We start from the raw sequence: 24,260 nt of genomic DNA, 5'->3' as shown, positions 1-24,260 counted from the left end.
GTTACTCAGTCTTGAACACGGGGTTTCCGGCGGCGTCGATCATCCACCACAGGCTGCCGACGCTCTGTCCGAGCATGTCTCCGGGAACCTTGTCGTCGAGGTACCGATAGACGGGCTTGCCGTTGACGGTGATCTGGAAAGATCCTTCCGGCCCGTCGACAGTGTCGATGACGGCGTCGATTCCTTCGACGATCGGCGAATCCGTGACCGAGGTGACCGCCGGCCAGTAACGCAGGCACGCTTCGTCGCACGACCCGGCTTGTGAGTTCTCCTCGTCCGGGTTGTAGACGTAGACGGTCATGCCCTCGCCGTCGACGGCGATCGTCCCGAGTGGGGAGTCGGCGGTCTTCAGCAGGGGTGCATCAGCGGCGGCGGGTGGCGACAGCGACGTCGAAATGGCAGTGACGTTGTCTGCGCTGTCCCCGGAATCGAGGGCGTCGGGCGAGCAACCGGTGAGGATCAGGGCGCTACTCGCAACCGTCGCGAACAACCACTGTCTGCGCATGACGTCTCCGTTCTGGGCGGGAGTGCTCGGGACAAGCAATCGGGGATACCCGTTGCGGACGAGCTGAAAACGCCGGGCGTCCGGATTCCTCGACAATAGCTCTGTTACAGAGCTATTGTGAGGTGTGGATGAAATCGGAACAGATCACAGGCTTTCGGAAGACGTCCTGGAGACGCTCGGGCAATTGCGCCGGGGTACGAGGAAGGCATCGGGGCGACCGTTTGCAGAACGACCGCTCGGCGGCGCCCAAATCGAACTCGTCAGGCTGCTACGGCGCAACCCGGGTCTGTCGGTGGCTGAGGCTGCCGGGCGATTGGGTGTCGCGGCAAACACGGTGTCCACCCTGGTTCGGCAGCTCGTCGACGATGGAGTGATCGAACGGGTTGCCGACGAGGCTGATCGACGCGTCGCGCGATTGGTCCTCTCGGACGAGGCGCGCGCCCGCGTCGAAGTGTGGCGTGATCGCCGGAGTGTGAGTGTCGGTCAGGCATTGTCGAGTCTGACCGGAGAAGACAGGGCGAGGATCGAGGCTGCGCTACCAGCCCTGTCGCGATTGGCGAGCGCTCTGGCAGCAGCCGGATCAGAAGGTGAGGGGCAGTGAGATGCTGACACAGTGGTGGAAGAGCCGAGCGGCAGGTTCACCCGACCCCGGCGCACACGCGGTCGAGATCGACTCGGTTACATACAAGTTCGGCGACCACCGCGCGGTGGACAACCTGAGTCTGGTCATCAACGCGGGGGAGTGCTTCGGCCTGCTCGGTCCCAACGGTGCAGGAAAGACTACGACGATCAGATTGCTCAACACGTTACTTCCTCTGCAAGACGGTGATATTCGGATTCTCGGTCGCTCAGTTCGTACCGAGGCGATGACCATTCGGCGCTACCTCGGATACGTGCCACAACAGCTCTCGATCGAAAGCGCATTGACCGCACGCGAGAACGTGACCTGGTTCGCGCGACTGTACGACGTTCCGCGGTCCGAACGACGCGAGCGCGTCGACCAGGCGCTCGAGATGGTGGACCTGCTCGATTCAGGCGATCGCCTGGCGTCGAGTTTCTCCGGCGGTATGGTGCGACGGCTCGAACTTGCACAGGCGCTGGTGAACCGACCGTCGCTGCTGGTACTCGACGAACCGACGGTGGGGCTGGATCCCATTGCCCGCGAATCCGTCTGGCAGCGAGTGGCGGAGATGCAGAAGCAGTACGGCATGACTGTGCTGCTGACGACGCACTACATGCAAGAGGCCGAGGAGCTGTGTGATCGTGTTGCGTTGATGCATCACGGTGAACTTCGGGCGGTGGGCGAGCCGAGCGCGTTGGCCGCCGAACTGGGGCCGGAGGCCACTCTCGAAGACGTGTTCCGTCACTACACCGGCGACGATCTCACCGGCGACAAGTCAGGAGGTCTCCGCGATGTCCGCAGTGCCCGTCGCACAGCGCGCCGCTTGGGCTGATCCCACTACCAACGGTTTCGCTCGATTGCTCTCGAGAATTTACACATTCTGCCTCGTGGAAGTTCAGAAGTTGCGGCACGACCGATCTGAATTGGTTACGCGCGCAATCCAGCCGATCCTCTGGTTGGTGATCTTCGGCCAGACGTTTAGCCATATCCGAGCGATCCCCACTGGCGACGTACCGTATCTCGACTTTCTCGCGCCCGGCATCATTGCGCAGTCCGCTCTTTTTGTTGCGATCTTCTACGGAATCCAGATCATCTGGGAGCGTGACGCGGGAGTCCTCACCAAATTGATGGTCACGCCGACGCCGCGCGCAGCATTGGTGACAGGTAAGGCATTTGCCGCCGGGATCCGCGCAGTCGCCCAGGCAATGGTGGTCGTCATCGTGGCGGCGCTGTTGGGGGTGAGTATGACGTGGAACCCGCTCAAACTGCTCGGGGTCGTATTGGTCGTTGTCCTGGGTTCCGCGTTCTTTGCCTGCTTGTCGGTCGCGATCGCGGGAATCGTGCTCAAACGAGATCGATTGATGGGCATCGGGCAGGCAATCACCATGCCATTGTTCTTTGCGTCCAACGCGCTGTACCCGGTCGAACTCATGCCGACGTGGGTTCAGTGGCTCAGCCGCATCAACCCGCTGAGCTACGAGGTGTCAGCACTACGCGGTCTACTCATCGGACTGCCGACCAACTATGTCGTCGACTTCGGCGTGCTGATCGGGGCAGCGCTGCTCGGAATCGTCACCGCCTCGGCACTATTGGGCCGCTTGACTCGCTGATCTTCGCACTGGATCAGTCACGAGTGAACGGTGGGGCGTACGTGCTGCAATCCGGAGGTACGGCCGGGAGTCCTTCGGACGAGCGAAGTTTCTCCGCAATCGACGAGAGTAGGTCCTGCGATTCAGGGGAGAGATCGACCGCTTTCATAGCCAGAGAACGCAATTCGCTGTCGTGGAACTCTTCGACAACCGAACGGTCTTCTTCCGGAATCAGTTCGGGATCTTGGCGAGGCGTCGGGCCGAAGAAGTACTCTGCTGCTACGCCGAAGTAATCGGCCAATGCCAAAACGACTTGCTCTGACGGATTTGTGCGCACACCGCTCCGGAGCTGAGAGAGGTACGGTGTCGAAATCTTGCATCCGCGTTGTGAAAGGGCTTCCACAACTTGTGCGTTGGTGAGTCTCGGGGCTGTGGCCGGGTACAAGGCGTTCAAGCGGTCCTTGAATGAATCGGTCACAATTCCTCCCTCGAGCGTGACCCAGCGTCACAGCTACTTCGCAGTTTTCACATAGTAGACGACACGGTTATTCTGGACTCCGGTCGAAAGTCCTTTCACCTGCGGATATTTGGCGCGGAGAGATTCCAAAGACTTTGTAAAGTATGTGATTTACGCCGCGTACTGACCGTTCGTTTTGCCAACGGGCGTGCGGGTGGCGTATAAGCAAAATGTCGGTGGTTACGCCGTTGTGCTGCAGGTTCTTTCGGCCGGTCCTATGTAGCTGCGTCGATGCATTGTGGCCCTGTCTGTAACGTGCGAGCACTGTCGCCGGGCGCCGGGCGTCACTCTCTCCGGCGGTTGGCGCGCCGCGTGTTCGGAACTCTTTCTCGGTGCTCTGCTCGACGCTCGCACGTAGTGATGGGCGCGTATTTTCTCGGCAGTCGAGAGTGAGCGGGCAGGTGTGTCGACCTGTCGAAAGTGGCGCGCGTCGAAAGCGGCCGATTGGTATGTCATCGACGTTGGAACACAGTGCTTCTCGTCAGTCGCCGCTATCTCCTGCGGTGATATCAGCGTCGCCCGGACGTGTTTTGCGGCAGACCGAGCTCGAGGCGCAGCGTCCCGGCACGACATGTCGAGCGTCGCCTCTGCGTCTTTCGGATCGGAATAGCCCGCTGCGCCGGTAGTAGTCGACGTCCGTCGACATCGGGTGCGTGTCAGGACCCTTCGAAGGACTACGCGGCTTGCACAGGGAGGGCGGCAATTCTGTCGCACAGATCTACCATCAGCCCCTGCCGTGCGCTGCTCCTCCTGCAGGATGCGTGCCTCGGCCTCGGAAGCGGCTTATGGCACGGGGCTTGCTGACCGGCGCATACTGGTTACAACGCGGTGTGTTCGAAGGGCAGGACTGACATGGTCAGTGTCGAGAAGTGGGCGATGTGGGATTCCGCCGTGGAGGTGGACGTCACCGAAGGCGCTGCGCTGCCCACTGCGCACGCGTTGATCGCAGCTGCCATCGACGAGACCGAGGCGGTGTGCGACCTTCGCCGGGGCGACGCCGAGATTCACGCCGTCAACCTCGCTCAGGGAACTCCGGTCAAAGTGACTCGGCGTATGTCTGCTCTCTTGCGGTCGGCGCTGTGGGCGGCTCGTATGACCGGCGGCGCAGTCAATCCGCTTGCCGACAACTACTCCGAGGACGAGTCCATCCCTCCGGTCCACCCGACCCCGACGTTCGAGGACGTACAGCTCGACGGCGACGTGGTGTACGCGCCCTGGGGTGCGTCGTTCGACATCACCGGAGTTGCCAAGGCAGACACCGTCGATCGCGCCGCGCAGATCGTGGCTGCCGAACTGCAATGTGGTGTTGCCGTACGGATCGGCGACGTGATCGCCACGGCCGGCCATGCACCGGCCGGTGGCTGGCAGATTCCGGTACCGGGCAGCGAGGAAGTCGAACTGATCAACGGAACCGCGATGGCGACGGCGCGGGCGGTAGAGCTGCCCTCCTGGGAGCCGAACCAGGAGCGTCCCTCCACGGAATGGGCGCAAGTCTCGGTGATCGCGGACGACGCGGTGTGGGCGTACGCCGCGAGCGAAGCAGCGTTGATCCGGGGTATCAGCGCCATCAAATGGGTTGAACAGCAAGAGCTTCGCGCTCGGCTCGTCGACCGATCCGGACGTGTGTACGCGACGGAGAGTTGGTTCGGCCCTGCTGCCGCGTGAATCAGGCCCGTCCGCGCTCCTTGCGGTACCAGTGCACGAGTGCGTCGGTGGACGTGTCGCCGAGGTCGCCGGGTGCCTCTTCGGATGAGAGTGCAGGTCCCAGTTCCAGTGCCTGCGTCTTGCCGAGTTCGACGCCCCACTGATCGAACGGATTGACACCCCACACAGCACCTTCGACAAATACCTGGTGCTCGTAGAGTGCGATCAACTGACCGACGACCGAGGGCGTCAATTCCTTGGCCAGGATGGTGCTCGAAGGCCGGTTGCCTGGCATCACCTTGTGCGGCACCAACTCCGGGGCCGTGCCCTCTGAAGCGATTTCTTCGGCGGTCTTGCCGAACGCGAGAACCTTTGTCTGAGCGAAGAAGTTACTCATGAGCAGATCGTGCATGGATCCGGTGCCGTCCGCCGTCGGCAGATCGTCGGTGGATTCCGCGAAGCCGATGAAATCGGCGGGCACGAGCCACGTGCCCTGATGCAGGAGCTGATAGAACGCGTGTTGGCCGTTGGTCCCCGGCTCGCCCCAGAAGATCTCACCGGTGGACGTGGTCACCGGTGAGCCGTCGGCGCGAACCGACTTGCCGTTGGACTCCATGGTCAGCTGCTGCAGGTACGCGGGAAAGCGCAACAGGTCGTTGGAGTAGGGCAGCACTGCGCGGGACTGAGCGCCGAAGAAGTTGGAGTACCAGAGCCCGATGAGCCCGAGGAGAACCGGCGCGTTCTGCTCGAGCGGTTGGTTTCGGAAGTGCGTGTCGATCTGGTGGAAACCGTCGAGGAATTCGGCAAAACGAACGGGTCCGACGGCGCACATGACCGACAAGCCGATCGCCGAGTCGACGGAGTAGCGCCCGCCGACCCAATCCCAGAATCCGAACATGTTCGCGGTGTCGATGCCGAACTCCGCCACGCGATCACCATGGGTGGAGACTGCGACGAAATGCTTGGCTACGGCCGAGACGTCTTCGCTGCCCAGACCGGCGAACAGCCAACGCTTTGCCGCCGTCGCGTTGGTGAGCGTCTCGAGGGTGGAAAACGTCTTGGACGCGACGATGAAGAGCGTCGTCTCCGGATCGAGGTCGTCGAGCTGCCCGACCAGGTCGACCGGGTCGATGTTGGAGACGAACCGAACGCTGATCCCGGCGTCCGCGTAGTGCCGTAGCGCGCGATAGACCATCACGGGCCCGAGGTCGGAACCGCCGATGCCGATGTTGACGATGGTGCGGATGCGCTTGCCGGTGGCGCCCGTCCACTCGCCACTGCGCACCCGATCCGCGAAAGCGCCCATCGCGTCCAGAACTTCGTGAACGTCCGCGACGACGTCCTGACCGTCGACGGTCAGAGCAGAATCCTTCGGCAGACGCAGTGCTGTGTGCAGCACGGCGCGGTCTTCCGAGCTGTTGATGTGATCGCCCGCGAACATCGCGTCGCGTCGTGCCTCGACGCCGGCCTCGCGGGCCAGCTCGACGAGTAGCGCGAGAGTCTCGCGGCTGACGCGATGCTTGCTGTAGTCGATGTGAAGATCACCGGCGTCGATCGTCAGCTCTCGCCCGCGGGCTGGATCGTCCTGGAAGAGTTCTCGCAGGTGAACGCCTTCGATGTCGGCGTAATGAGCGCGCAGTTTCTGCCAGGCTGAGGTTCCGGTGATGTCAGTGCTCACGATCATCGACTTTAGTGGCACAAGCTGGAAACTTCCGCGTGAGTCTCGCTGGCGGGCAGACGGACGCGGCTCCGACGAGCATCATGGAACCCATGGACACATTCGAATTCATTCGATCAGTTCCCACCCAGTTGTTCGTCGGCGGCCGGTTCGTGCCCGCGGAGAACAACGCGACCTTCCCGGTGGCGGATCCGGCGACCGGAAAATCGTTGACCGACGTCGCCGATGCGAGCCCCGCGGACGCGCTGCGCGCTCTCGACGAAGCCGTGGCCGTCTCGTCGAAGTGGGCGAGCACACCTGCGCGCGAGCGTGGTGAAATTCTGCGAGCCGTCTTCGAGAAGATCACCGAGCGCGCCGAGGACGTGGCGCTGCTGATGACCCTCGAAATGGGCAAGGCACTCGCCGAGAGCCGTGCCGAGGTCAAATACGGCGCCGAGTTCTTCCGGTGGTTCAGCGAGGAGGCCGTTCGCATCGGAGGGCGCTACACGCCGGCGCCGGCGGGCAACGGCCGGATCCTTGTCACCAAGGCGCCGGTCGGACCGTGTCTGGCCATCACTCCCTGGAATTTTCCGTTGGCGATGGGCACCCGCAAGATCGGACCGGCGTTGGCCGCCGGCTGCACGATCATCGTCAAGCCCGCCTCGGAGACCCCGTTGACGATGCTGCTACTCGCTCAGCTCATGGCCGAAGCAGGGCTGCCCGATGGAGTCCTCTCGGTGTTGCCGACATCGAAATCCGGTGAAGTGACCGGCCCTCTCATCGACGACCCTCGACTGCGCAAGCTCACCTTCACCGGGTCCACCGGCGTCGGCAAGATGCTGGTGGAGAAGTCCGCGAAGCGATTGCTCCGCACGTCGATGGAATTGGGTGGCAACGCACCCTTCGTCGTGTTCGACGACGCGGACGTCGACAAGGCGGTCGAGGGTGCGGTACTGGCCAAGCTTCGCAACGGAGGCGAAGCCTGCACCGCCGCCAACCGGTTCCATGTCGCCAACGCCGTGCGTGAGGAGTTCACGACCAAGCTGACCGAGAAGATGGCGGCGTTCACGATGGGACCGGGTACCGACCCGGAGACGAAGCTCGGCCCGCTGATCAACCAGAACCAGCTCGACACGGTCGCAGAGTTGGTTGCAGATGCGGTGGATGCCGGGGCGAAGGTTCGACTGGGCGGTAAAGCGCCAGGTGGTGAGGGGTACTTCTATCCGGCCACGGTGTTGGCCGACGTTCCGGCGAGCGCGCGGATACTGAAGGAAGAGGTGTTCGGACCCGTTGCCGCGATCACCGGCTTCGACACCGAAGCCGAAGGCATCGCGGCCGCCAACGACACCGAGTTCGGATTGGCTGCGTACATCTTCACGAGGGATCTCGACCGTGCGCTTCGGGTCTCCGACGCACTGGAATCAGGAATGATCGGCGTCAACCGCGGAGTGATCTCGGACGCGGCAGCGCCGTTCGGTGGTGTGAAGGAATCCGGATTCGGCCGCGAGGGCGGGACCGAGGGGATCGAGGAATACCTGAACACGAAGTACATCGCGCTCGAGAACTGATACACACACGAACGGCTACATCGGGACTGCCAGAGGCATCCGATGTAGCCGTTCGCAAGTGATCTGGGTGTGCGCTAGTGGCCCAGGCGTCCGCGGCCCAGGCGCAGGAGCAGCATCGCGAGGGTGTGGCCTTCCTGGCCCAGCTCGTTGAACCGTTCGAGGACCTTCATCTCTCGGCTGTGCACCAGACGCGGACCACCCGATGCCATCCGGGTACGGCCGATGATTTGGGAGACCTCGGAGCGGCGTTTGATGGCCGCGAGGATCTCGGCGTCGAGACGGTCGATTTCTTTCCGTAGTTCGTCGATCTCCGCCTCACTCTGGGGGATCTCGACGTCTGTCGGAGCAGTGTTTACAGTATTTACAGTATTTCCATTGGGGGCTGCAGCCTGGGTGCTCATTGCTATTCGTCTCCTCTTCCTACTGCGTGGATCGTGGTCTCGGCTCGGGTCGTTACCGATCCAGGCACACTGACGAAAATGCCCCGGATCCGATTCGGACCAGGGGCGGGTGAGCTGTTCAGATCACGTGCACCGAGGTCCGGGGCACGTAAAGTAACGCCACAGCGGGCCGACGGGGTCGGCCGTGTTGTCGCGAACGGAAATGCTGAACATAGCGTCCAGTTTGCCATGCTCGACACAGGTAATCCAAGTGCCTCTACCAGCAGGTGGACGCACTGACGACCGTGTCGGTGGACGCCGGTAGCGTGGACAGGCGATGAACACGTACCCAGCACTCGGTGAGCACGACGGACATTCCCAGCACGACGGGGGCGGCGCGCGGGGACATGGCGCGGGTTCGGACGCCCTCCTCGAGGGTCTCAACCCGCAACAGCGCGAGGCCGTGGTCCATGCCGGTTCGCCGTTGCTGATCGTCGCGGGCGCCGGCTCGGGCAAGACGGCAGTGCTGACGCGTCGCATCGCCTATCTGCTGGCCGAACGGGGTGTCACCCCCGGTCAGATCCTGGCCATCACGTTCACCAACAAGGCTGCGGCCGAGATGCGCGAGCGTGTGGCAGCTCTTGTCGGACCGCGTGCCAACGCCATGTGGGTATCGACGTTCCACTCCAGTTGCGTGCGCATCCTGCGAGCACAGGCGGCGCTCCTGCCCGGTTTGAACTCGAATTTCTCGATCTACGATTCCGACGATTCGCGTCGACTGCTGACGATGATCTCGAAGGACCTCGAGCTCGACACCAAACGATTCTCCGCGCGGCTTCTCGCCACTCACATCTCCAACCTGAAGAACGAACTCGTCGGACCGGAAGAGGCGGTTGTCGCAGCCGATCAGGATCCGGCCGAGCTGCCGCGACTGATCGCCAAGGTCTACGGCCACTATCAACAGCGGTTGCGTGCGGCGAACGCACTCGACTTCGACGATCTCATCGGTGAGACCGTTGCGCTTCTCCAGGCGTTTCCCCAGATTGCCGAGTACTACCGCCGCCGCTTCCGTCACGTGCTCGTCGACGAGTACCAGGACACCAACCACGCGCAGTACATGCTGGTGCGTGAACTGGTCGGCGGTGCCGGAGAGTCCGACCATGCCGTTGCCCCGGCCGAATTGTGCGTCGTCGGTGACGCCGATCAGTCGATCTACGCATTCCGCGGAGCCACTATCCGCAACATCGAAGAGTTCGAACGCGACTACCCGGACGCTCGGACCATCCTTCTCGAACAGAACTACCGTTCGACGCAGAACATTCTGTCTGCGGCCAACTCCGTGATTTCCAAGAACACCGGCCGACGTGAAAAGCGTCTGTGGACCGATTCGGGTGAAGGTGAACTGATCGTCGGCTACGTTGCAGACAACGAGCACGACGAAGCATCTTTTGTCGCCTCGGAGATCGATCGGCTGGTGGACCAGGGCGAGACCAAGTTCGCCGACATCGCGGTGTTCTACCGGACCAACAACTCCTCACGCGCGCTCGAGGAGATCTTCATTCGACTCGGAGTGCCGTACAAGGTGGTCGGCGGCGTTCGCTTCTACGAGCGCAAGGAAGTTCGGGACATCGTCGCGTATCTGCGCGTCCTCGCCAACGAAGACGACACCGTGAGCCTGCGACGCATTCTCAACACGCCACGACGCGGTATCGGTGATCGAGCCGAAGCCTGCGTCGCCGTGCACTCCGAGCATCGCAACATCAGCTTCGCCGCCGCACTGCGCGACGGCGCGGAAGGCAAAGTGGCGCTGCTCAATACGCGGTCACAGAAGGCCATCGCGTCGTTCCTCGAGATGATGGACGGGCTGCGGGCCCTGCTGCCGACACCGGCCGCCGACGAGGACGAACCCTTCGAACTCGGTGACATCGGTGAGGTCGCCGAGGCAGTGCTCGAGCGAACCGGCTACCGCGCCGAGCTTGCGGCCAGCAGCGATCCACAGGACGGCGCGCGACTCGACAACTTGAACGAACTCGTCAGCGTGGCAAGAGAATTCAGCTCCGACGCACGAAACGCGGCCGGACTGATCGATCCGGACGACGAGGAAACCGCAGCAATGCGTGAAGGCGAACCCGATCCGGGTTCGCTCGCCGCCTTCCTCGAACGGGTATCACTTGTCGCCGACGCCGATCAACTGCCGGACTCCGACGACGGCGTCGTCACGATGATGACGCTTCACACCGCCAAGGGCCTCGAGTTCCCGGTCGTCTTCGTCACCGGTTGGGAGGACGGGCAGTTCCCGCACATGCGCGCCCTCGGTGATCCGGCAGAGCTGTCCGAAGAGCGTCGACTCGCTTACGTCGGCATCACCCGTGCCAGGCAGCGCCTGTACCTGACGCGCGCGATCATGCGTTCGGCTTGGGGACAACCGATCCAGAACCCGGCGTCGCGGTTCATCCAGGAGATCCCGGAGGACCTGATCAACTGGCGCCGTGAGGATCCGGGCACCGGTGGTGGATTCGGAAGCGGCAGGCCGGGTTACGGCAGCGGAAGTCGTTACGGCAGCCAGGGCGGCCAGGGATACGGTGGCGGGCAGAACTACGGGGGAGGGGCCGGCAAGGCCGCGTCGACTCCCAGTTTCGGTGCCGCGCGTGGCCGCAACAACGTTCTGGTCCTTGCCACGGGTGACCGCGTCAGTCACGACAAGTACGGTCTGGGCACCGTGTTGGAAACCAAGGGCACCGGACCCACCGCGACGGTCACCATCGACTTCGGTAGCGCGGGCAAGGTGCGGTTGATGCTCATCGGCGGTGTGCCGATGGTCAAGCTGTAGAAGACAGACAAAAAACTTCCGGCCCGTACCTGGAAAGGTGCGGGCCGGAAGTTTTTGTCAGAAGCGTTGGGCTTGCGGTCAGTCCTGCTCGATACCGAGGCTGATGCCGCGTGATGCGAGCCAAGGGAGGGGGTCGATCTTGTTCTCGCCGGCGAGGTGAACCTCGAAGTGAAGGTGCGGGCCGGTGGAGAAGCCGCGGTTGCCGACAGTGGCGATCTGGTCGCCGGCCATGACCTGCTGACCGACGGTGACGGTGGACGTGTCGATGTGGCCGTAGACGGTGATCGTTCCGTCTGCGTGCTGTAGGCGTACCCACATGCCGAATCCGGAAGCCGGACCTGAATCGATGACCTTGCCGTCGGCGACTGCGACGATGGGCGTCCCGATCGGGGCGGCGATGTCGACGCCGGCGTGCAGGGTGCCCCAGCGGGTGCCGAAGTTGGACGTGAACGTGCCGACTGCCGGCAGGACGAACAGCGGGCGACGGGCAGCTGCTTCGCGTGCTGCGCGCTCGTCACTGAAACGCTGGCCCTTGGCAAGCAGGTTGCTGAACTGGGAGAGGTCGGTCGGTGCTGCGACGTTGAGGACCTGGGGAGCGTCGGCCTCGGTGGTGGCTGCCGTGGAGGTGGCCGGAGCGAACTGAGCGGCCTGCGGTTCTGCGGTGGTGCCGATCGCGGAGGACTCGTTGGCGAGTGCAACTTCCGAGTGGTCGGCGGCGGAAGAGGAACCGTCGTTGACAACTGCCTGGCCCGCGGCGACAACTGCGCCGGCTGCAACTGCCAGAACGGCGGCGCGGCCCTTGAGAGCAGAGGGAGGGGTGGGGAGTCGGTGAGCACCGCTGCGGCGAACCGGAGATTCGACATCGACTGTCGGTGCGGAAGAGGCGTAAGTGGGGGTGCTGATCACGTCGGACTCGACGAACTCGTGAGAGTCGGAATCTGACGACGTGGAGGATGAATTTCGAGTGAACATATCGGTAGAGATCTCAGAACTTTTGGTCTCGGTGTAACGCCTGGCCGAGTGCGTTGGATAAGTGGTCGTGACCTCGTCTGGAGCTGAGTTCGAGAACCTACTAGCGGTGAACTGGCTGCGGTGATGCATATGCCGGTTCTCTCCTCGAGTTCGTGATCAGCCCGTGACTTAGACCGACTGACGGTAACGAAATGATTGCGATGGGCGCAAGCCGTAGCGGAAACCTGTCCGATTATGTGACGTGCCTCACAGCTTGACCTGGGAATATGTCGATACGGGCAAAACGGACGAATCATCTCGTTTCGTGATCACGCGTGTCACAACCGGATCACCGGTCCATTCAGGCACTACCGTCGATCGAGTGTCCACAACACCTGGAACTACGTCGCAGGCGCGTTTCGACGACCCCGGAGTGAAGTCCGGGGCGCCACTCGCGGCGGTAATCGGACTGCTCGGTGCCGTCGGAGTGGCGGCCAGCCCCGTCGTCGGAGTCGGGAGTGGCCGCGGGGTCGACACGACGGGGGCTCTTGCTTCTGCCGCTCTCTTCGCGGCCGTCTGCACGATCATCGTGCCGTTGGTTGCAGTGCTCACCTCGGGCCGCAGGCCCGCCTTGGCCGGTGGACTCCTGGCCGGTATCGGAGCGGTGTCGCTCGGAGCGGCAATTCTCGACGTCCAGTTGTTCGTCGACGCAATCGATGCAAACCGCTTGGACCTTTTCCGTCCGATTTCGGCGGGTTCGATCGATGCGGGTCCGGGCGCTTATCTCGCGCTCGCGGGACACTGCCTTCTTGTCCTGTCCGGGGTGCTCGGACTTGTCGCTGTCCATCGTGAATCGGAACGGGACGGATACGGCAGCGCTCGCGCCGCGGAATTCGACGGGCGATCGGTTGGCGGACGGATCGGCGCGTGGCCGACAGCGCTGCTGATTCTGGCCGCAGTGGTGTTCGTGCTCTCCCTGTTCGGTCCTTCCTTCAGTTCGCAGGATCCGATCTTTCTGGTCAAACCGCTCGTCGACTCGGTGTCGGCCACCGCCGTCGGTACAGGATTGGTGGGCGTCGCGGTGCTCGTTGCGGTCGCGGCGGCGTTGACGTCCATCTCGCTGCCGGTGGGCTGCGGCGCCCTGATCGGTGTTGGTCTCGGCGCACTCGCAGTCAGTGGAACCAGGGTGGTGGCTGGGTTCGCGGCCGGCGATCGGATCGGCGTCGGTTCGGGATCCGTGGTCGGGGCACTGGCCGCCGTGGTCATCGTCGTGATCGGAGTTTCAGCGCCTTACCTCGCATCCAGGCGTGAAACGGATGCGATTCCCGCTGAAAGTGTGGTCCGCGCGCCTGCGAAGACAACAAAGGGTGCGCTCAAGGCAGCGATGGTGGCTCAGTCCCGGGCGGCGCAAGCGCGGGTGAACAGACTTCACCGCGTTGCCGGTACCGCCGCAATCGTCACTGCGGCTGTTGCGGGCGTCGGCTCGGCTTTGCCTGTCCTGTCGTTGCCGGATGGAATCCCGGAGCCGTCGATGCTGTCGTCTCGAGTTGTCCTGCTCGCGGCTGCCGTATTGCTCCTCGCCGCGCTGGGCCTGTTTGCCCCGGGCCGCGCCGCCGTGGTGCGTCCGGCCGTCGGAGTGCTGTGGACCACCGTCGTGATGGGCGTCGCGGCTGTCATGCAGTCGGCGGTCATCGCGACGGACGTACCAGGCGTCGGGTTAGGTGCCGGCGCCTTCGTGCTTTGTGGCGCGGCTCTCCTCGCTGCGGCGACGGGACTGCTCGTCTGGCTGGCGGGAAGCGCAGAACGTGAAGACGTCGACACGTCGGTAGACGGAGGTTCGAGAGGGCTGGTGCTTCTCGTCGGTGGGATCGGCGCAGTCGCAGTCCTGATCGGGACCGCGCTTCCCCTCTATCGGGGTGACGCCTACACAGCGGCGTCAGTTCTGGAGTGGCCGTGGGGAATTGACGTCTGGGGGCAACTGCTCGTCGGCGTCACCGTCGTGATCGCCGCTGCGATCGCAGCGTCTGCGCGGCCGGCTCGAGGCGCGGCATTGCTGATCGGATCTGCCGTGGCAGCTCTGGTGTACGTCAGTGAGTGGCCGCTCACGTCATCGCGCATATCGGACGCAACCGTGGGGGTGGGTGCGATCACAGCGGCCACGGGCATAGTGTTGCTTCTCGTTGCAGCGTTCTCGAGCGCAAGAATCAGTGAGACTGATGCTTGACAAATTCGGTGTGGCCACCTTGCTCGATCGGTGAGGCGTGCCTCATTGCGCATTTGCGCGTGACTTGGGCCACATAGCATCAGTGCGGGCGCAAACCGAACGCGGCAACTGGTTAAAGTCCAGAACAGACCCGCTCCTACCCCTCGAGCGGGTGACAACGCAGACGAGACGGTGAGCAGATGGATCTCTTCGAATACCAGGCGAAGGAACTCTTCGCCAAGCACGGAGTGCCGACTTCGGCTGGACGTGTTACAGACACAGTCGCCGGCGCACGCGAGATTGCCGAAGAAATCGGTAAGCCCGTGATGGTGAAGGCACAGGTCAAGGTAGGCGGCCGCGGCAAGGCCGGTGGCGTCAAGTACTCGCCCGACGTGGATGCCGCAGTGGCAAACGCCGAGGCAATCCTGGGCCTGGACATCAAGGGCCATGTCGTCAAGAAGCTGCTGGTCGCAGAGGCAAGTGACATTGCCGAGGAGTACTACATCTCCTTCCTGCTCGACCGCACCAACCGCACCTACCTGGCCATGTGCTCGGTAGAGGGTGGCGTCGAGATCGAGGTCACCGCCGAGGAGAACCCCGACGCTCTCGCCAAGATCCCCGTCGACGCAGTCAAGGGCGTCGACCTCGCGTTCGCGCGCAGCATCGCCGAGGCAGGAAAGCTGCCCGCAGAGGTGCTCGACGCAGCGGCCGTCACGATCCAGAAGCTGTGGGAGGTCTTCATCAACGAGGACGCACTCCTCGTCGAGGTCAACCCCCTCGTTCGCACGCCTGACGATCAGATCCTCGCCCTCGACGGCAAGGTCACCCTCGATGAGAACGCAGCGTTCCGTCAGCCCGGCCACGAGGCATTCGAGGATCGCGACGCTACCGATCCCCTCGAGCTCAAGGCCAAGGAAAACGACCTCAACTACGTCAAGCTCGACGGTGAGGTCGGAATCATCGGCAACGGCGCAGGCCTGGTCATGTCCACCCTGGACGTCGTCGCATACGCCGGCGAGAACCACGGTGGCGTCAAGCCCGCCAACTTCCTCGACATCGGCGGCGGAGCTTCCGCTGCAGTCATGGCTGCCGGCCTCGACGTCATCCTGAACGACGCACAGGTCAAGAGCGTGTTCGTCAACGTCTTCGGCGGCATCACCGCGTGTGACGCAGTTGCCAACGGCATCGTCGGCGCACTGAAGACCCTGGGCGACGAGGCCAACAAGCCGCTCGTCGTTCGCCTGGACGGAAACAACGTCGAAGAGGGTCGTCGCATCCTCGCCGAGGCCAACCACCCGCTGGTCACGGTCGTCGCAACCATGGACGAGGCCGCCGACAAGGCCGCCGAACTCGCTCACGCAGCGAAGTAAGGGACTCACAGAACAATGGCAATCTTCCTCACCAAGGATTCAAAGGTCATCGTCCAGGGCATCACCGGCGGCGAGGGCACCAAGCACACCGCTCTGATGCTCAAGGCCGGCACCCAGGTCGTCGGCGGCGTCAACGCTCGCAAGGCCGGCACCACGGTCTCGCACGTTGCTGCTGACGGTTCCCCTGTCGAGCTCCCCGTCTTCGCGACGGTCGAAGAGGCAATCAAGGAGACCGGCGCAGACGTCTCCATCGCATTCGTTCCCCCGGCCTTCTCGAAGGACGCCATCGTCGAGGCCATCGACGCGGAGATCCCGCTCCTCGTGGTCATCACCGAGGGCATCCCGGTTCAGGACTCCGCTTACGCTTGGGCGTACAACGAGTCCAAGGGCAAGAAGACGCGCATCATCGGACCGAACTGCCCCGGCATCATCACCCCGGGTGAGGCCCTCGTCGGCATCACGCCCGCCAACATTGCAGGCACCGGCCCCATCGGCCTGGTCTCCAAGTCGGGCACCCTGACCTACCAGATGATGTACGAACTCCGTGACTTCGGCTTCTCCACCGCCATCGGCATCGGCGGCGACCCGGTCATCGGAACCACCCACATCGACGCCATCGAGGCGTTCGAGAAGGATCCCGAGACCAAGGTCATCGTGATGATCGGTGAAATCGGTGGCGACGCGGAAGAGCGTGCAGCCGATTACATCAAGGCCAACGTCACCAAGCCGGTCGTCGGCTACGTGGCTGGCTTCACCGCTCCCGAAGGCAAGACCATGGGCCACGCAGGCGCCATCGTCTCCGGATCCTCGGGAACGGCTCAGGCAAAGCAGGAAGCTCTCGAAGCTGCAGGCGTGAAGGTCGGCAAGACGCCGTCCGCCACTGCTGCTCTCGCTCGCGAGATTCTTCAGTCCCTGTAAGGGGCTTCGCCCCGTGCGTGGTTAGGGAGTCTCCGGACTCCTTAACCACGCACAGTGGTATCGACCCACATCGACCCGGCAGGTTCCAACTGCCCGGCACCGGATGTGATGGATGCGACGATCGAGTCGAGATCGTCGGCGTCACCGGCGGCGAGCGTCATCACCGCCTTCGATCCATACGCAGTTCCGAGCACCGAGACGCCCCGCGCTCTCAGCTCCGCTTCCACCCGACCGGCCTCTGAGTGCCGGATCGCCAAAGTGCGCAGGATCTTCCTCTCCCTGGCCACAAGCTCGGCCGAATCGAGAGCAACCGAGACGGCTCCCGAATACGCGCGGACCAATCCACCGGCGCCGAGCTTGATTCCGCCGAAGTAGCGCGTGACGACAACAATCACATCGACCAGATCTCGAGACTTGAGAACCTGAAGCATCGGCACCCCGGCAGTCCCGCCTGGTTCGCCGTCGTCGTGTGCACGCTCGACGCGTGAGTTCGCTTCGTATCCGATCACGAAAGCCGAACAATGATGGCGCGCATCGGGATACAGCGACTTCTGCTCCGCGACGAACTCCGTGGCGGCTTCGGCGTCGTCGATCCGGCGAAGCGCGGCGATGAATCGTGAGTGCTTCACCTCGGTTTCGACGACATGGTCGGCGCCGGGCGCGAGGGTGAAGGGCATCTGCCCATTGTCTCCTGTCGGTGTTAGCGTGCGAAGTCGAGACACATACGCTGGTAACCATCGAAGACCGTCTACGAGGAGAAGTCATGACGTTCACGCCGCAAGGGCCCAGCTTCGGGCCACCGAATCAGCCGGCAGCGGGCGGTGGAACCAAGAATCTCGGATTCATCCTGCTCATCGCCGTCGCGGCACTCGGCCTGATCAATTTCCTACTCGGTTTTGCGCCTTTCACGTCGATCAGTGGAAGCAGCAGCGGCATCGGTAGCGGTCTGGACACCAGTTCGAGCTTCTTCGAGTCGAGCATCTACGGCCTCGGATTCGTTTTCGCCGGCGGTGTGGTCGCAGGCGTATCGCTCCTCCCGAAGCAGTCGTATGCAGGTATTGCCGCAGCGCTCACCCTCACGGGTTTCTTCGCTTTGGTGTTCGCCGCGTTCTCCGTAGGTACCAGCGACTACGTCGACATCAGCCTCGGTTGGGGTCTGATCATCGTGCTGATCCTCTCGTTCGTGCAGACGGTCGTCGCAGTCGCCGCGTTGTTGTTCGAGATCGGAATCCTGAAGGCTCCCGCGCCGCGTCCGGTAGCTCAGCAGTACGGTCAGCCGCAGGGCTATGGCCAGCCCCAGGGCCAGGCGCCGGGGCAGGCGCCAGGTCAGCCACAGGGATACGGACAGGCTCAGTACGGCCAGCCGCAGCAGGCTCAGCAGCCGGGCCAGTACCAGCAGAATCCGCAGTACGGGCAGGCGCAGCAGCAGGGATACGGGGGAGCGCACGCCGCCCCCGCCGACCCGACTGCTTCGCAGCAGCCTTACGGCCAGACTGCGTCTCCCTACGGTCAGAACCCGGTGCAGAATCCCGCACAGACCGACTCGGCCGCGACGACGTCGTCTTACTATCCGCTGACCTCGCAGCCCGCGAGTCAGCCGAACCCGAGTTACTCGTCGGATCAGTTCACCGCCCCGCGCGGTTACGGCCAGCCGTACAACCAGCAGCAGACTGGCTCGACCGAGCAGCCGACGGGCTTCGAGCCGCCCACTTTCGAAGCGCCGACGCCGTCTGCTGAGCCTGACCAGGGCAGCAGCGATTCCGCGGCCGAGACCAAGGTCTTCGGGTCGCAGAACCCCGACGAGCGTCAGCAGTAGTACTACTTCGTTTCACGAACATGAATGTGGCCTCCGACCCGCTGCGGGTGGAGGCCACATTCCGTGAGCCCGACGGCGCGCCTGAGTGCGCGGCGCACTATCGAGTGAAACCCTCGAGGGGATGAGTTCTTTGATTGATGGCACCCGGTCCCGTCCCGCGTCCTCACGACCCGGACGTGGTCGTACTGGCGGCGGCCGCGTCGGCGGCGGTCGCCCGGCACCGAACCCGGACCTGGCGCGCAAGCTGCTGACGGTCGCCTTCCGGCCGTCGGGTCTGACGATGCTGCTGATCGCGGCTGTCGTTGTGGTCACCTTGGTATCGGCGAGCAGCGACCTGACCGGAACCTTCGGCGCCATTGCCACCACATGGTTGGTCATCCACCAGGTGCCGGCGACTATCAGCGGCGTCCAACTCGGTGTACTGCCATTGCTTCCGACGGCCGTCATGATGTGGGTGGTTGCACGCCGATGCGCGTCGACTGCGGTGCACACCGACTCCCGTGACGACACCCTCCGCCTGGTGGGGGCCGCGGTGGCCGGACCGTTGACTATCACGGCAATCGCTCTCGCCGTGGTCGCCGACGCCTCCGCAGCCATTCCGCTGTCTAGCCCCAACACGTTGGCCGCTTTCGGCTGGGTCGCCGGGATTCACCTGATCGCCGCGTCCGTCGGTGTTGCTGCTGCGCACTGGGATCGCGTCGTCGCCGAGATTCCGCCGTGGGCATCTGCCGCTCTTCGACCGGCAACGGCTGCGTCGGCAGCGCTGTTGGCTGCGGGCGCCGTGGCCGTCGTGGTGTCACTACTCGTGTCGTGGTCGACGGTCGGTGACCTACTCGCGCGCGGCAACGGGTTTGTCGGCGTACTGGGATTAACGGTGTTGTCGCTGCTCTACCTGCCGAACCTCGTGGTCGGCGCAGCCGCGGTGATGACGGGATCGACGGCCGATTTCGGCAATGTCTCCATCAGCGTGTTCGGCAACATCGGCGGTGACCTGCCACCCTTGCCCCTTCTCGGAGCGATTCCGGAAGGCGTCGCCGGTGGAATCTGGCCCGTGTTGTTGATCGTTCCGGCAGCGGTGGGCATGATGCTCGGCCGTGATTGCGCTCGACGCATCGCCGGGCAGGACAGCGTGCTCGCAGTGCTGACGGCAGCTGCCGGTGCCGGCGTCGTCATGGCGCTGCTCGCTCTTGCTGCCGGGGGAGACCTCGGGCAGTTCGGCACCGTGGAGGTCCTGTGGTGGGGCTTCGGTCTTCTGACTTTTGCGTGGCTGGGATTGTTCGGAACGGTCTCGGCGCTGTTCGCGATGTGGTTCTCACACCGCGGACACATGAAGGACGAGGTTGCGCCCCCGACGGCTGAACCGGCTCGAACAGTCGAGCCCGAACTTGCGATCACGGCTGCGGCCACACCGGAAGACGAGGACGACGAGAACACGGGCGAAGTGCTGGCCCAGGAATCTGCGGTCGTTGTCACCAAGGTCGTCGAAGCGGAAATCGTCGAGGAATCAGGCGAACCCGTGCAGGTAGTGACAGAGGAAACCGTCGAGATCGAAGTAGTCGACGCCGAGGTTGTCGCGGCACCCGAGGCGGACCCCACAGCCGACTCCGCAGCCGGGGCCGAGCCGGAGACCGACCTGCCCTCGAAGCCGCAGAAGTCCAGCGACTAGGCTGTCATGCGGCCGATACTCCGGCCGCATCATCTTCCAGTTCTCAGGAGTAGTGCGCTGACTGCCTCGGCCGACAATCCGCAGCCGACAATGCCCGACGGGGTCCAATTTCGCGACTCGATCGCGCGGGTAGTCGTACTCGCTTCCGGCGCGGGAACCCTGTTGACTTCGCTGATCGAGGCTTCGCACGCCGAGGGATACCCGGCCGAGATCGTTGCCGTCGGGGTAGATCGTGACTGCCTCGCCGCCGAGCACGCTGCGGATTCGAAGATCCCGTCCTTCAAGGTCTCGATCAAGACTTATGAAAATCGTGCCGCCTGGGACGAGGCGCTGACAGCAGCGGTGGCCGAGCACGAACCCGATCTCGTGGTCAGTGCAGGCTTCATGAAAATCCTCGGCCCCAGCTTTCTCGCGCGTTTCGGCGGCCGAATCATCAACACTCATCCCGCGTTGCTGCCTGCCTTTCCCGGCGCGCACGCGGTTCCCGACGCTCTGGCGTACGGCGTGAAGGTCACCGGTTCCACGGTGCATCTCGTCGACGGCGGAGTTGATACCGGGCCGATCTTGGCGCAGGAAGCTGTGCCGGTGCATGACGACGACACCGAGTCTTCGTTGCATGAACGCATCAAAATTGTGGAGCGACGGTTGTTGGCGGACGTCATCGCCGCTGTTGCTACGCGCGGAGTGGTTTCCGATGGACGAAAGGCCGTGATCCCCAGTGAGTGAACGCAAGGCTGTGCGCCGTGCACTTGTCAGCGTCTACGACAAGAGTGGTCTGATCGAGCTGGCCACGGGCCTGCACGAGGCCGGTGTCGAGTTGGTCTCGACCGGTTCGACCGCGTCGAAGATTGCCGACGCCGGAATCCCCGTGACGCCGGTCGAGGCTCTGACCGGATTCCCGGAATGCCTCGAAGGCCGCGTGAAGACGCTGCATCCGCGCGTCCATGCCGGCGTTCTCGCCGATACCCGCAAGCCGGATCACCTCGCTCAGCTCGAGGAACTCGGCATCGCGACCTTCGAATTGGTCGTCGTGAACCTGTACCCCTTCACCGAGACGGTTGCCTCGGGCGCTAGCCCGGACGAGTGCGTCGAGCAGATCGACATCGGTGGCCCGTCGATGGTGCGTGCTGCAGCCAAGAACCATCCGTCGGTTGCCGTCGTGGTCGATCCGGCTCGTTACGCCGATGTCCTGACTGCCGTTGCCGGTGGCGGATTCACCTTGCGTGAGCGCACTGTGCTTGCGGCGCAGGCGTTCCAGCACACTGCGTCGTACGACGTCGCTGTTGCAAGCTGGATGACGAGCACGATCGCAGCTGACGAGGACGGTTCGCTGTTCCCCGCCTGGGTCGGTGCTACCTGGAACCGCAGCGCTGTCCTTCGCTACGGCGAGAACCCGCACCAGGACGCCGCGCTGTACGAAAACCCGGCTGCGCCTGCAGGTTTGGCTCAGGCGGAGCAGTTGCACGGCAAGGAGATGTCGTACAACAACTACACGGACTCCGACGCAGCGTGGCGTGCAGCTTACGACTTCACTGATCCGGCCGTCGCAATCATCAAGCACGCCAACCCGTGTGGCATCGCCATCGGGACCGACATTGCCGACGCCCACCGCAAGGCGCATGCTTGCGATCCGGTCAGTGCATTCGGTGGTGTCATCGCAGCCAACCGTGAGGTCACCGTCGAACTGGCAGAGCAGATCGCCGATATCTTCACCGAGGTTGTCATCGCGCCCTCGTACGAAGACGGGGCTGTCGAGGTTCTGCAGCGTAAGAAGAACATTCGTGTTCTGAAGGCTGCCGCTCCGACCGCTACCGGAATCGAACTGCGTCCGATCTCTGGCGGTACCTTGCTCCAGCAGCGCGACGTTCTGGACGCTGACGGCGACAACCCGGCCAACTGGACTCTCGCCAACGGTGAGGCTGCCGATGCCGAGACTCTCGCAGACCTCGAATTTGCTTGGCGTGCCAGCCGATCGGTGAAGTCAAACGCGATCCTGCTGGCCTCCGGCGGCGCGTCCGTCGGCGTTGGTATGGGCCAGGTCAACCGCGTCGATGCAGCGCATCTTGCTGTTCAGCGAGCCGGTGACCGCGTCGTAGGGTCGGTTGCGGCCTCGGACGCGTTCTTCCCGTTCCCCGACGGTCTGCAGGTTCTTCTCAACGCCGGCGTCAAGGCTGTTGTGCAGCCGGGTGGTTCGGTTCGCGACAACGAGGTGATTGCCGCGGCCAAGGAAGCCGGTGTCACTCTTTATCTGACCGGTGCGCGCCACTTCGCGCACTGATTCCCTGCCTCGGTAGCGGGCCTCGACTCCTCAACGGGAGTTCGGGGCCCGTTCTGCATTCAGGCCGGCCCGGTTCTTTCAGGCTGCGCTGCTGTGGGTGCCCTGGAGTTCGCGGGGTGAGCCGGTGATGACCACGCGTGAGGCTCCGCGACTGCGGATCTCGCTGATCAGTGCGCCGAGGGTGGCTTCGTGGGCAGCATCGGAGTGCGAAAGATCCAGGGTGACGGCGTATCCGGTGAGGTCACCGGGCAGATCGACATACGGCGGCGCGATGGACAGTTGGTTGACTCGAAGTTTCATATGGTGCTCCTGCGTGTGAAAGGTAAAAGAAAAGGCACCCGAGGTGTTTGCCCTGGGTGCCCGAGAACGAATCCGGTGAAACTGGGGATCATTCTCGGGGTACACCGCGCTTGTTGCCCATGTGCTTGGCCGACATTGCGGCCGAAAAAATGTGCTTGCCTGCGGTGCAGCTGCGCCACGAAGGTACGGATGCAAAGTTCGGGTGTAGCGACATGACGTCCGTTCCTTTCTGTGTGGCGTTGCTGGTTAATGGATGACCGTACAGCACGGATCGAGGGTTCGCACCAATAAAAAGCGCCGCGAACGTAAACTCCGGGTGACTTCTGTCCCCGGGTTCGCTGGATTGAGAGAGCCTTTGTTGCAGGTCAGGCGTAGAAAGCAGAAGTCCCTCCGCGATGGTTCGCGGAGGGAACTTTCTACCCGAAAAAGAGGACGTTCGGTCTGTACATGATCAGGAGAACGAGCGGACCCACGCTGTGAAGGGCTCCGCGAACTCTGCCGAGTACGGAAGCGGCGCGACGTAGTCGGCCCCGGTGGACTGTTCTTTGCCGATGTCCTTGAGTACGAAGTTGGCGTTGCGCATCCGCACTGAAGTCAGCGCGGTATGTGAGAGCGCGGCGTCGAGTGCCGCGACGTCGGAGGGAATTACTTGGATGTCCTTGTCCGAGCAGCTGGTGAGAACGGGCATGCCTGCCGGCAGCGCCGCTACGAGCGCAACCGGGTCCAGTGCGTCTTCCTCGGCGAGTGCCTTGGCATTGGCGTGAACGAGTCCCGCGTTCTGCAGCGGTTCGGGTAGATCATCCGGAACCGTGCCCTCGGTCCGAAGAGACTCGACGGCGTCGGCGAGCGCGACGCGCAGTTCGTCAGCCAGTTCGACCGGCAACTGTCCGGCGCCGACGACGGCGTCGAGCTGGCGGTGAATCTGCGTCGTGAGTAGATCGAGAAGCCTGACGCTCAGTGGCTCGAGCAGTGCGAGGGCGCTGACTCTTGTGCCCTCTTTCGCGGTGGCAAGTGCCAGCGCGACGACGGCGCCGTCGCTGTGTCCGACGACGAACAGTCGCTCGGGATCGACGCCGGGTTGTCCGGCGAGGTAGTCAAGTCCGTCGGAGGCGGCGTCGACGAATGTGTTGAAGCCGAGATCGGCGATGTCCTCGATCTCGTAGTCGCCGAGGGCGGTTTCGCCGCTGCCGAGCTTGTCGTAACGCAGGCTTGAAATGCCTTGATTTTCAAGAAGATCCGCGATGAACCGCAGAGTTCCGATGTCGCCTTCGAGGAGGGCGCTGTCGCCGTTGCGATCGGTGGGGCCACTGCCGGCCAGAATCAGCGCGGCCGGCGCCGGGGAGTCGGGTGAGGCTGCCAGGCGAAGACTCCCGTACAGGGTGACGTCGCCGGATTGGAACGAGATCTCGGTGTCGGACATGACGACTTGTCTACCAGGTCCGCAGG

At 63.5% G+C, this 24,260-nt stretch carries 21 protein-coding genes; 13 read left to right on the top strand and 8 right to left on the bottom strand.

The window, feature by feature from the left end; all coding sequences use genetic code 11:
* Position 1: 1 nt before the first annotated feature.
* Positions 2 to 505, bottom strand: a complete 504-nt coding sequence (locus GJB56_RS14695) for a COG4315 family predicted lipoprotein (protein ID WP_047888490.1) — start codon at positions 503 to 505, stop codon at positions 2 to 4.
* Positions 506 to 797: 292 nt separating this feature from the next.
* Here GJB56_RS14695 and GJB56_RS32090 point away from each other — a divergent pair, with 292 nt between their 5' ends.
* Genes GJB56_RS32090 through GJB56_RS14680 form a run of 3 tightly spaced genes read left to right on the top strand, consistent with a single transcriptional unit; the run spans position 798 to position 2,737 of the window.
* The gene (locus GJB56_RS32090) at positions 798 to 1,106 is read left to right on the top strand and encodes a MarR family transcriptional regulator (protein WP_230090976.1); all 309 of its coding nucleotides are present in this window, start codon (positions 798 to 800) and stop codon (positions 1,104 to 1,106) included.
* A 1-nt stretch (position 1,107) separates the two neighbouring features.
* Positions 1,108 to 1,959, top strand: coding sequence for an ABC transporter ATP-binding protein (locus GJB56_RS14685; RefSeq protein ID WP_113683231.1), 852 nt, complete (start codon positions 1,108 to 1,110; stop codon positions 1,957 to 1,959).
* The gene (locus GJB56_RS14680; RefSeq protein WP_113683230.1) at positions 1,919 to 2,737 is read left to right on the top strand and encodes an ABC transporter permease; all 819 of its coding nucleotides are present in this window, start codon (positions 1,919 to 1,921) and stop codon (positions 2,735 to 2,737) included. Before GJB56_RS14685 ends, GJB56_RS14680 begins: the two co-directional genes overlap by 41 nt.
* 13 nt (positions 2,738 to 2,750) lie before the next feature.
* Here GJB56_RS14680 and GJB56_RS14675 read toward each other — a convergent pair whose 3' ends face one another.
* Positions 2,751 to 3,194 carry a helix-turn-helix domain-containing protein gene (locus GJB56_RS14675; protein WP_019744761.1) on the bottom strand — a complete coding sequence of 148 codons (444 nt, stop codon included), beginning with the start codon at positions 3,192 to 3,194 and terminating at the stop codon, positions 2,751 to 2,753.
* 891 nt (positions 3,195 to 4,085) lie between these two features.
* Between GJB56_RS14675 and GJB56_RS14670 the strand changes: the two genes are divergently transcribed.
* A complete protein-coding gene (locus GJB56_RS14670; RefSeq protein ID WP_020970361.1) occupies positions 4,086 to 4,898 on the top strand; it encodes an FAD:protein FMN transferase in 813 nt (270 codons plus the stop codon).
* A 1-nt stretch (position 4,899) separates the two neighbouring features.
* On the opposite strand, the gene pgi is transcribed toward GJB56_RS14670, so the two are convergent.
* Complete coding sequence (gene pgi, locus GJB56_RS14665; RefSeq protein ID WP_021345178.1) at positions 4,900 to 6,555, bottom strand: glucose-6-phosphate isomerase; 1,656 nt, start codon at positions 6,553 to 6,555, stop codon at positions 4,900 to 4,902.
* 92 nt (positions 6,556 to 6,647) lie between these two features.
* On the opposite strand from pgi, the gene GJB56_RS14660 reads away from it, so the two are divergent.
* Entirely contained in the window at positions 6,648 to 8,102 is a 1,455-nt protein-coding gene (locus GJB56_RS14660) for an NAD-dependent succinate-semialdehyde dehydrogenase (protein ID WP_024487185.1), read from the top strand.
* Positions 8,103 to 8,176: 74 nt separating this feature from the next.
* On the opposite strand, the gene GJB56_RS14655 is transcribed toward GJB56_RS14660, so the two are convergent.
* On the bottom strand, positions 8,177 to 8,503 hold the full coding sequence (locus GJB56_RS14655) for a chorismate mutase (protein WP_019744757.1): 327 nt from the start codon (positions 8,501 to 8,503) through the stop codon (positions 8,177 to 8,179).
* 316 nt (positions 8,504 to 8,819) lie between these two features.
* On the opposite strand from GJB56_RS14655, the gene pcrA reads away from it, so the two are divergent.
* The gene (pcrA, locus tag GJB56_RS14650) at positions 8,820 to 11,312 is read left to right on the top strand and encodes a DNA helicase PcrA (RefSeq protein ID WP_113683229.1); all 2,493 of its coding nucleotides are present in this window, start codon (positions 8,820 to 8,822) and stop codon (positions 11,310 to 11,312) included.
* 78 nt (positions 11,313 to 11,390) lie between these two features.
* On the opposite strand, the gene GJB56_RS14645 is transcribed toward pcrA, so the two are convergent.
* Complete coding sequence (locus tag GJB56_RS14645) at positions 11,391 to 12,413, bottom strand: M23 family metallopeptidase (protein ID WP_020970357.1); 1,023 nt, start codon at positions 12,411 to 12,413, stop codon at positions 11,391 to 11,393.
* A 232-nt stretch (positions 12,414 to 12,645) separates the two neighbouring features.
* Here GJB56_RS14645 and GJB56_RS14640 point away from each other — a divergent pair, with 232 nt between their 5' ends.
* The 3 genes from GJB56_RS14640 (at position 12,646) to sucD (ending at position 16,754) form a co-directional block, all read left to right on the top strand.
* A complete protein-coding gene (locus tag GJB56_RS14640; RefSeq protein ID WP_230090975.1) occupies positions 12,646 to 14,487 on the top strand; it encodes a hypothetical protein in 1,842 nt (613 codons plus the stop codon).
* A gap of 179 nt (positions 14,488 to 14,666) precedes the next feature.
* Positions 14,667 to 15,836 (top strand): ADP-forming succinate--CoA ligase subunit beta, encoded by a 1,170-nt coding sequence (gene sucC / locus GJB56_RS14635; protein ID WP_019744753.1) that lies wholly within the window; start codon positions 14,667 to 14,669, stop codon positions 15,834 to 15,836.
* Between the two features lie 15 nt (positions 15,837 to 15,851).
* Positions 15,852 to 16,754 carry a succinate--CoA ligase subunit alpha gene (gene sucD, locus GJB56_RS14630; protein ID WP_003946432.1) on the top strand — a complete coding sequence of 301 codons (903 nt, stop codon included), beginning with the start codon at positions 15,852 to 15,854 and terminating at the stop codon, positions 16,752 to 16,754.
* A gap of 41 nt (positions 16,755 to 16,795) precedes the next feature.
* Here sucD and GJB56_RS14625 read toward each other — a convergent pair whose 3' ends face one another.
* Complete coding sequence (locus GJB56_RS14625) at positions 16,796 to 17,431, bottom strand: IMPACT family protein (protein ID WP_019744752.1); 636 nt, start codon at positions 17,429 to 17,431, stop codon at positions 16,796 to 16,798.
* Positions 17,432 to 17,517: 86 nt separating this feature from the next.
* Between GJB56_RS14625 and GJB56_RS14620 the strand changes: the two genes are divergently transcribed.
* The 4 genes from GJB56_RS14620 to purH all read left to right on the top strand — a co-directional run bounded on the left by GJB56_RS14620 (position 17,518) and on the right by purH (position 22,514).
* On the top strand, positions 17,518 to 18,570 hold the full coding sequence (locus tag GJB56_RS14620) for a DUF5336 domain-containing protein (RefSeq protein ID WP_019744751.1): 1,053 nt from the start codon (positions 17,518 to 17,520) through the stop codon (positions 18,568 to 18,570).
* 121 nt (positions 18,571 to 18,691) lie between these two features.
* The gene (locus tag GJB56_RS14615; RefSeq protein ID WP_019744750.1) at positions 18,692 to 20,236 is read left to right on the top strand and encodes a cell division protein PerM; all 1,545 of its coding nucleotides are present in this window, start codon (positions 18,692 to 18,694) and stop codon (positions 20,234 to 20,236) included.
* Between the two features lie 6 nt (positions 20,237 to 20,242).
* Positions 20,243 to 20,962 carry a phosphoribosylglycinamide formyltransferase gene (gene purN, locus GJB56_RS14610; protein WP_019744749.1) on the top strand — a complete coding sequence of 240 codons (720 nt, stop codon included), beginning with the start codon at positions 20,243 to 20,245 and terminating at the stop codon, positions 20,960 to 20,962.
* Positions 20,955 to 22,514, top strand: coding sequence for a bifunctional phosphoribosylaminoimidazolecarboxamide formyltransferase/IMP cyclohydrolase (gene purH, locus GJB56_RS14605; RefSeq protein ID WP_003946407.1), 1,560 nt, complete (start codon positions 20,955 to 20,957; stop codon positions 22,512 to 22,514). The genes purN and purH overlap by 8 nt, the downstream gene beginning before the upstream one ends.
* Positions 22,515 to 22,592: 78 nt before the next feature.
* Here purH and GJB56_RS14600 read toward each other — a convergent pair whose 3' ends face one another.
* Together GJB56_RS14600 and GJB56_RS14595 are read right to left on the bottom strand one after the other, a co-directional pair.
* Entirely contained in the window at positions 22,593 to 22,814 is a 222-nt protein-coding gene (locus tag GJB56_RS14600; protein WP_003946391.1) for a hypothetical protein, read from the bottom strand.
* A gap of 451 nt (positions 22,815 to 23,265) precedes the next feature.
* Complete coding sequence (locus GJB56_RS14595) at positions 23,266 to 24,234, bottom strand: alpha/beta hydrolase family protein (RefSeq protein ID WP_113683227.1); 969 nt, start codon at positions 24,232 to 24,234, stop codon at positions 23,266 to 23,268.
* Between the last annotated feature and the right edge of the window lie 26 nt (positions 24,235 to 24,260).

Origin of the sequence: Rhodococcus sp. AQ5-07, assembly GCF_009707305.1 — a bacterium.
Lineage (GTDB): Bacteria > Actinomycetota > Actinomycetes > Mycobacteriales > Mycobacteriaceae > Rhodococcus_F > Rhodococcus_F erythropolis.
This window is presented reverse-complemented; position numbering and strand designations above follow the sequence as displayed.

Excerpts from the sequence above, each read along its gene's own strand:
- GJB56_RS14655 (WP_019744757.1), bottom strand. The coding sequence starts at position 8,503 with ATGAGCACCCAGGCTGCAGCCCCCAATGGAAATACTGTAAATACTGTA.
- GJB56_RS14595 (WP_113683227.1), bottom strand. The coding sequence starts at position 24,234 with ATGTCCGACACCGAGATCTCGTTCCAATCCGGCGACGTCACCCTGTAC.
- GJB56_RS14660 (WP_024487185.1), top strand. The coding sequence starts at position 6,648 with ATGGACACATTCGAATTCATTCGATCAGTTCCCACCCAGTTGTTCGTC.
- GJB56_RS14685 (WP_113683231.1), top strand. The coding sequence starts at position 1,108 with ATGCTGACACAGTGGTGGAAGAGCCGAGCGGCAGGTTCACCCGACCCC.
- GJB56_RS14600 (WP_003946391.1), bottom strand. The coding sequence starts at position 22,814 with ATGAAACTTCGAGTCAACCAACTGTCCATCGCGCCGCCGTATGTCGAT.
- GJB56_RS14645 (WP_020970357.1), bottom strand. The coding sequence starts at position 12,413 with ATGCATCACCGCAGCCAGTTCACCGCTAGTAGGTTCTCGAACTCAGCT.
- GJB56_RS14625 (WP_019744752.1), bottom strand. The coding sequence starts at position 17,431 with ATGCCCTTCACCCTCGCGCCCGGCGCCGACCATGTCGTCGAAACCGAG.
- pcrA (WP_113683229.1), top strand. The coding sequence starts at position 8,820 with ATGAACACGTACCCAGCACTCGGTGAGCACGACGGACATTCCCAGCAC.
- GJB56_RS14680 (WP_113683230.1), top strand. The coding sequence starts at position 1,919 with ATGTCCGCAGTGCCCGTCGCACAGCGCGCCGCTTGGGCTGATCCCACT.
- GJB56_RS14695 (WP_047888490.1), bottom strand. The coding sequence starts at position 505 with ATGCGCAGACAGTGGTTGTTCGCGACGGTTGCGAGTAGCGCCCTGATC.
- purN (WP_019744749.1), top strand. The coding sequence starts at position 20,243 with ATGCGGCCGATACTCCGGCCGCATCATCTTCCAGTTCTCAGGAGTAGT.
- GJB56_RS14620 (WP_019744751.1), top strand. The coding sequence starts at position 17,518 with ATGACGTTCACGCCGCAAGGGCCCAGCTTCGGGCCACCGAATCAGCCG.
- GJB56_RS14615 (WP_019744750.1), top strand. The coding sequence starts at position 18,692 with ATGAGTTCTTTGATTGATGGCACCCGGTCCCGTCCCGCGTCCTCACGA.
- sucD (WP_003946432.1), top strand. The coding sequence starts at position 15,852 with ATGGCAATCTTCCTCACCAAGGATTCAAAGGTCATCGTCCAGGGCATC.
- sucC (WP_019744753.1), top strand. The coding sequence starts at position 14,667 with ATGGATCTCTTCGAATACCAGGCGAAGGAACTCTTCGCCAAGCACGGA.
- GJB56_RS14670 (WP_020970361.1), top strand. The coding sequence starts at position 4,086 with ATGGTCAGTGTCGAGAAGTGGGCGATGTGGGATTCCGCCGTGGAGGTG.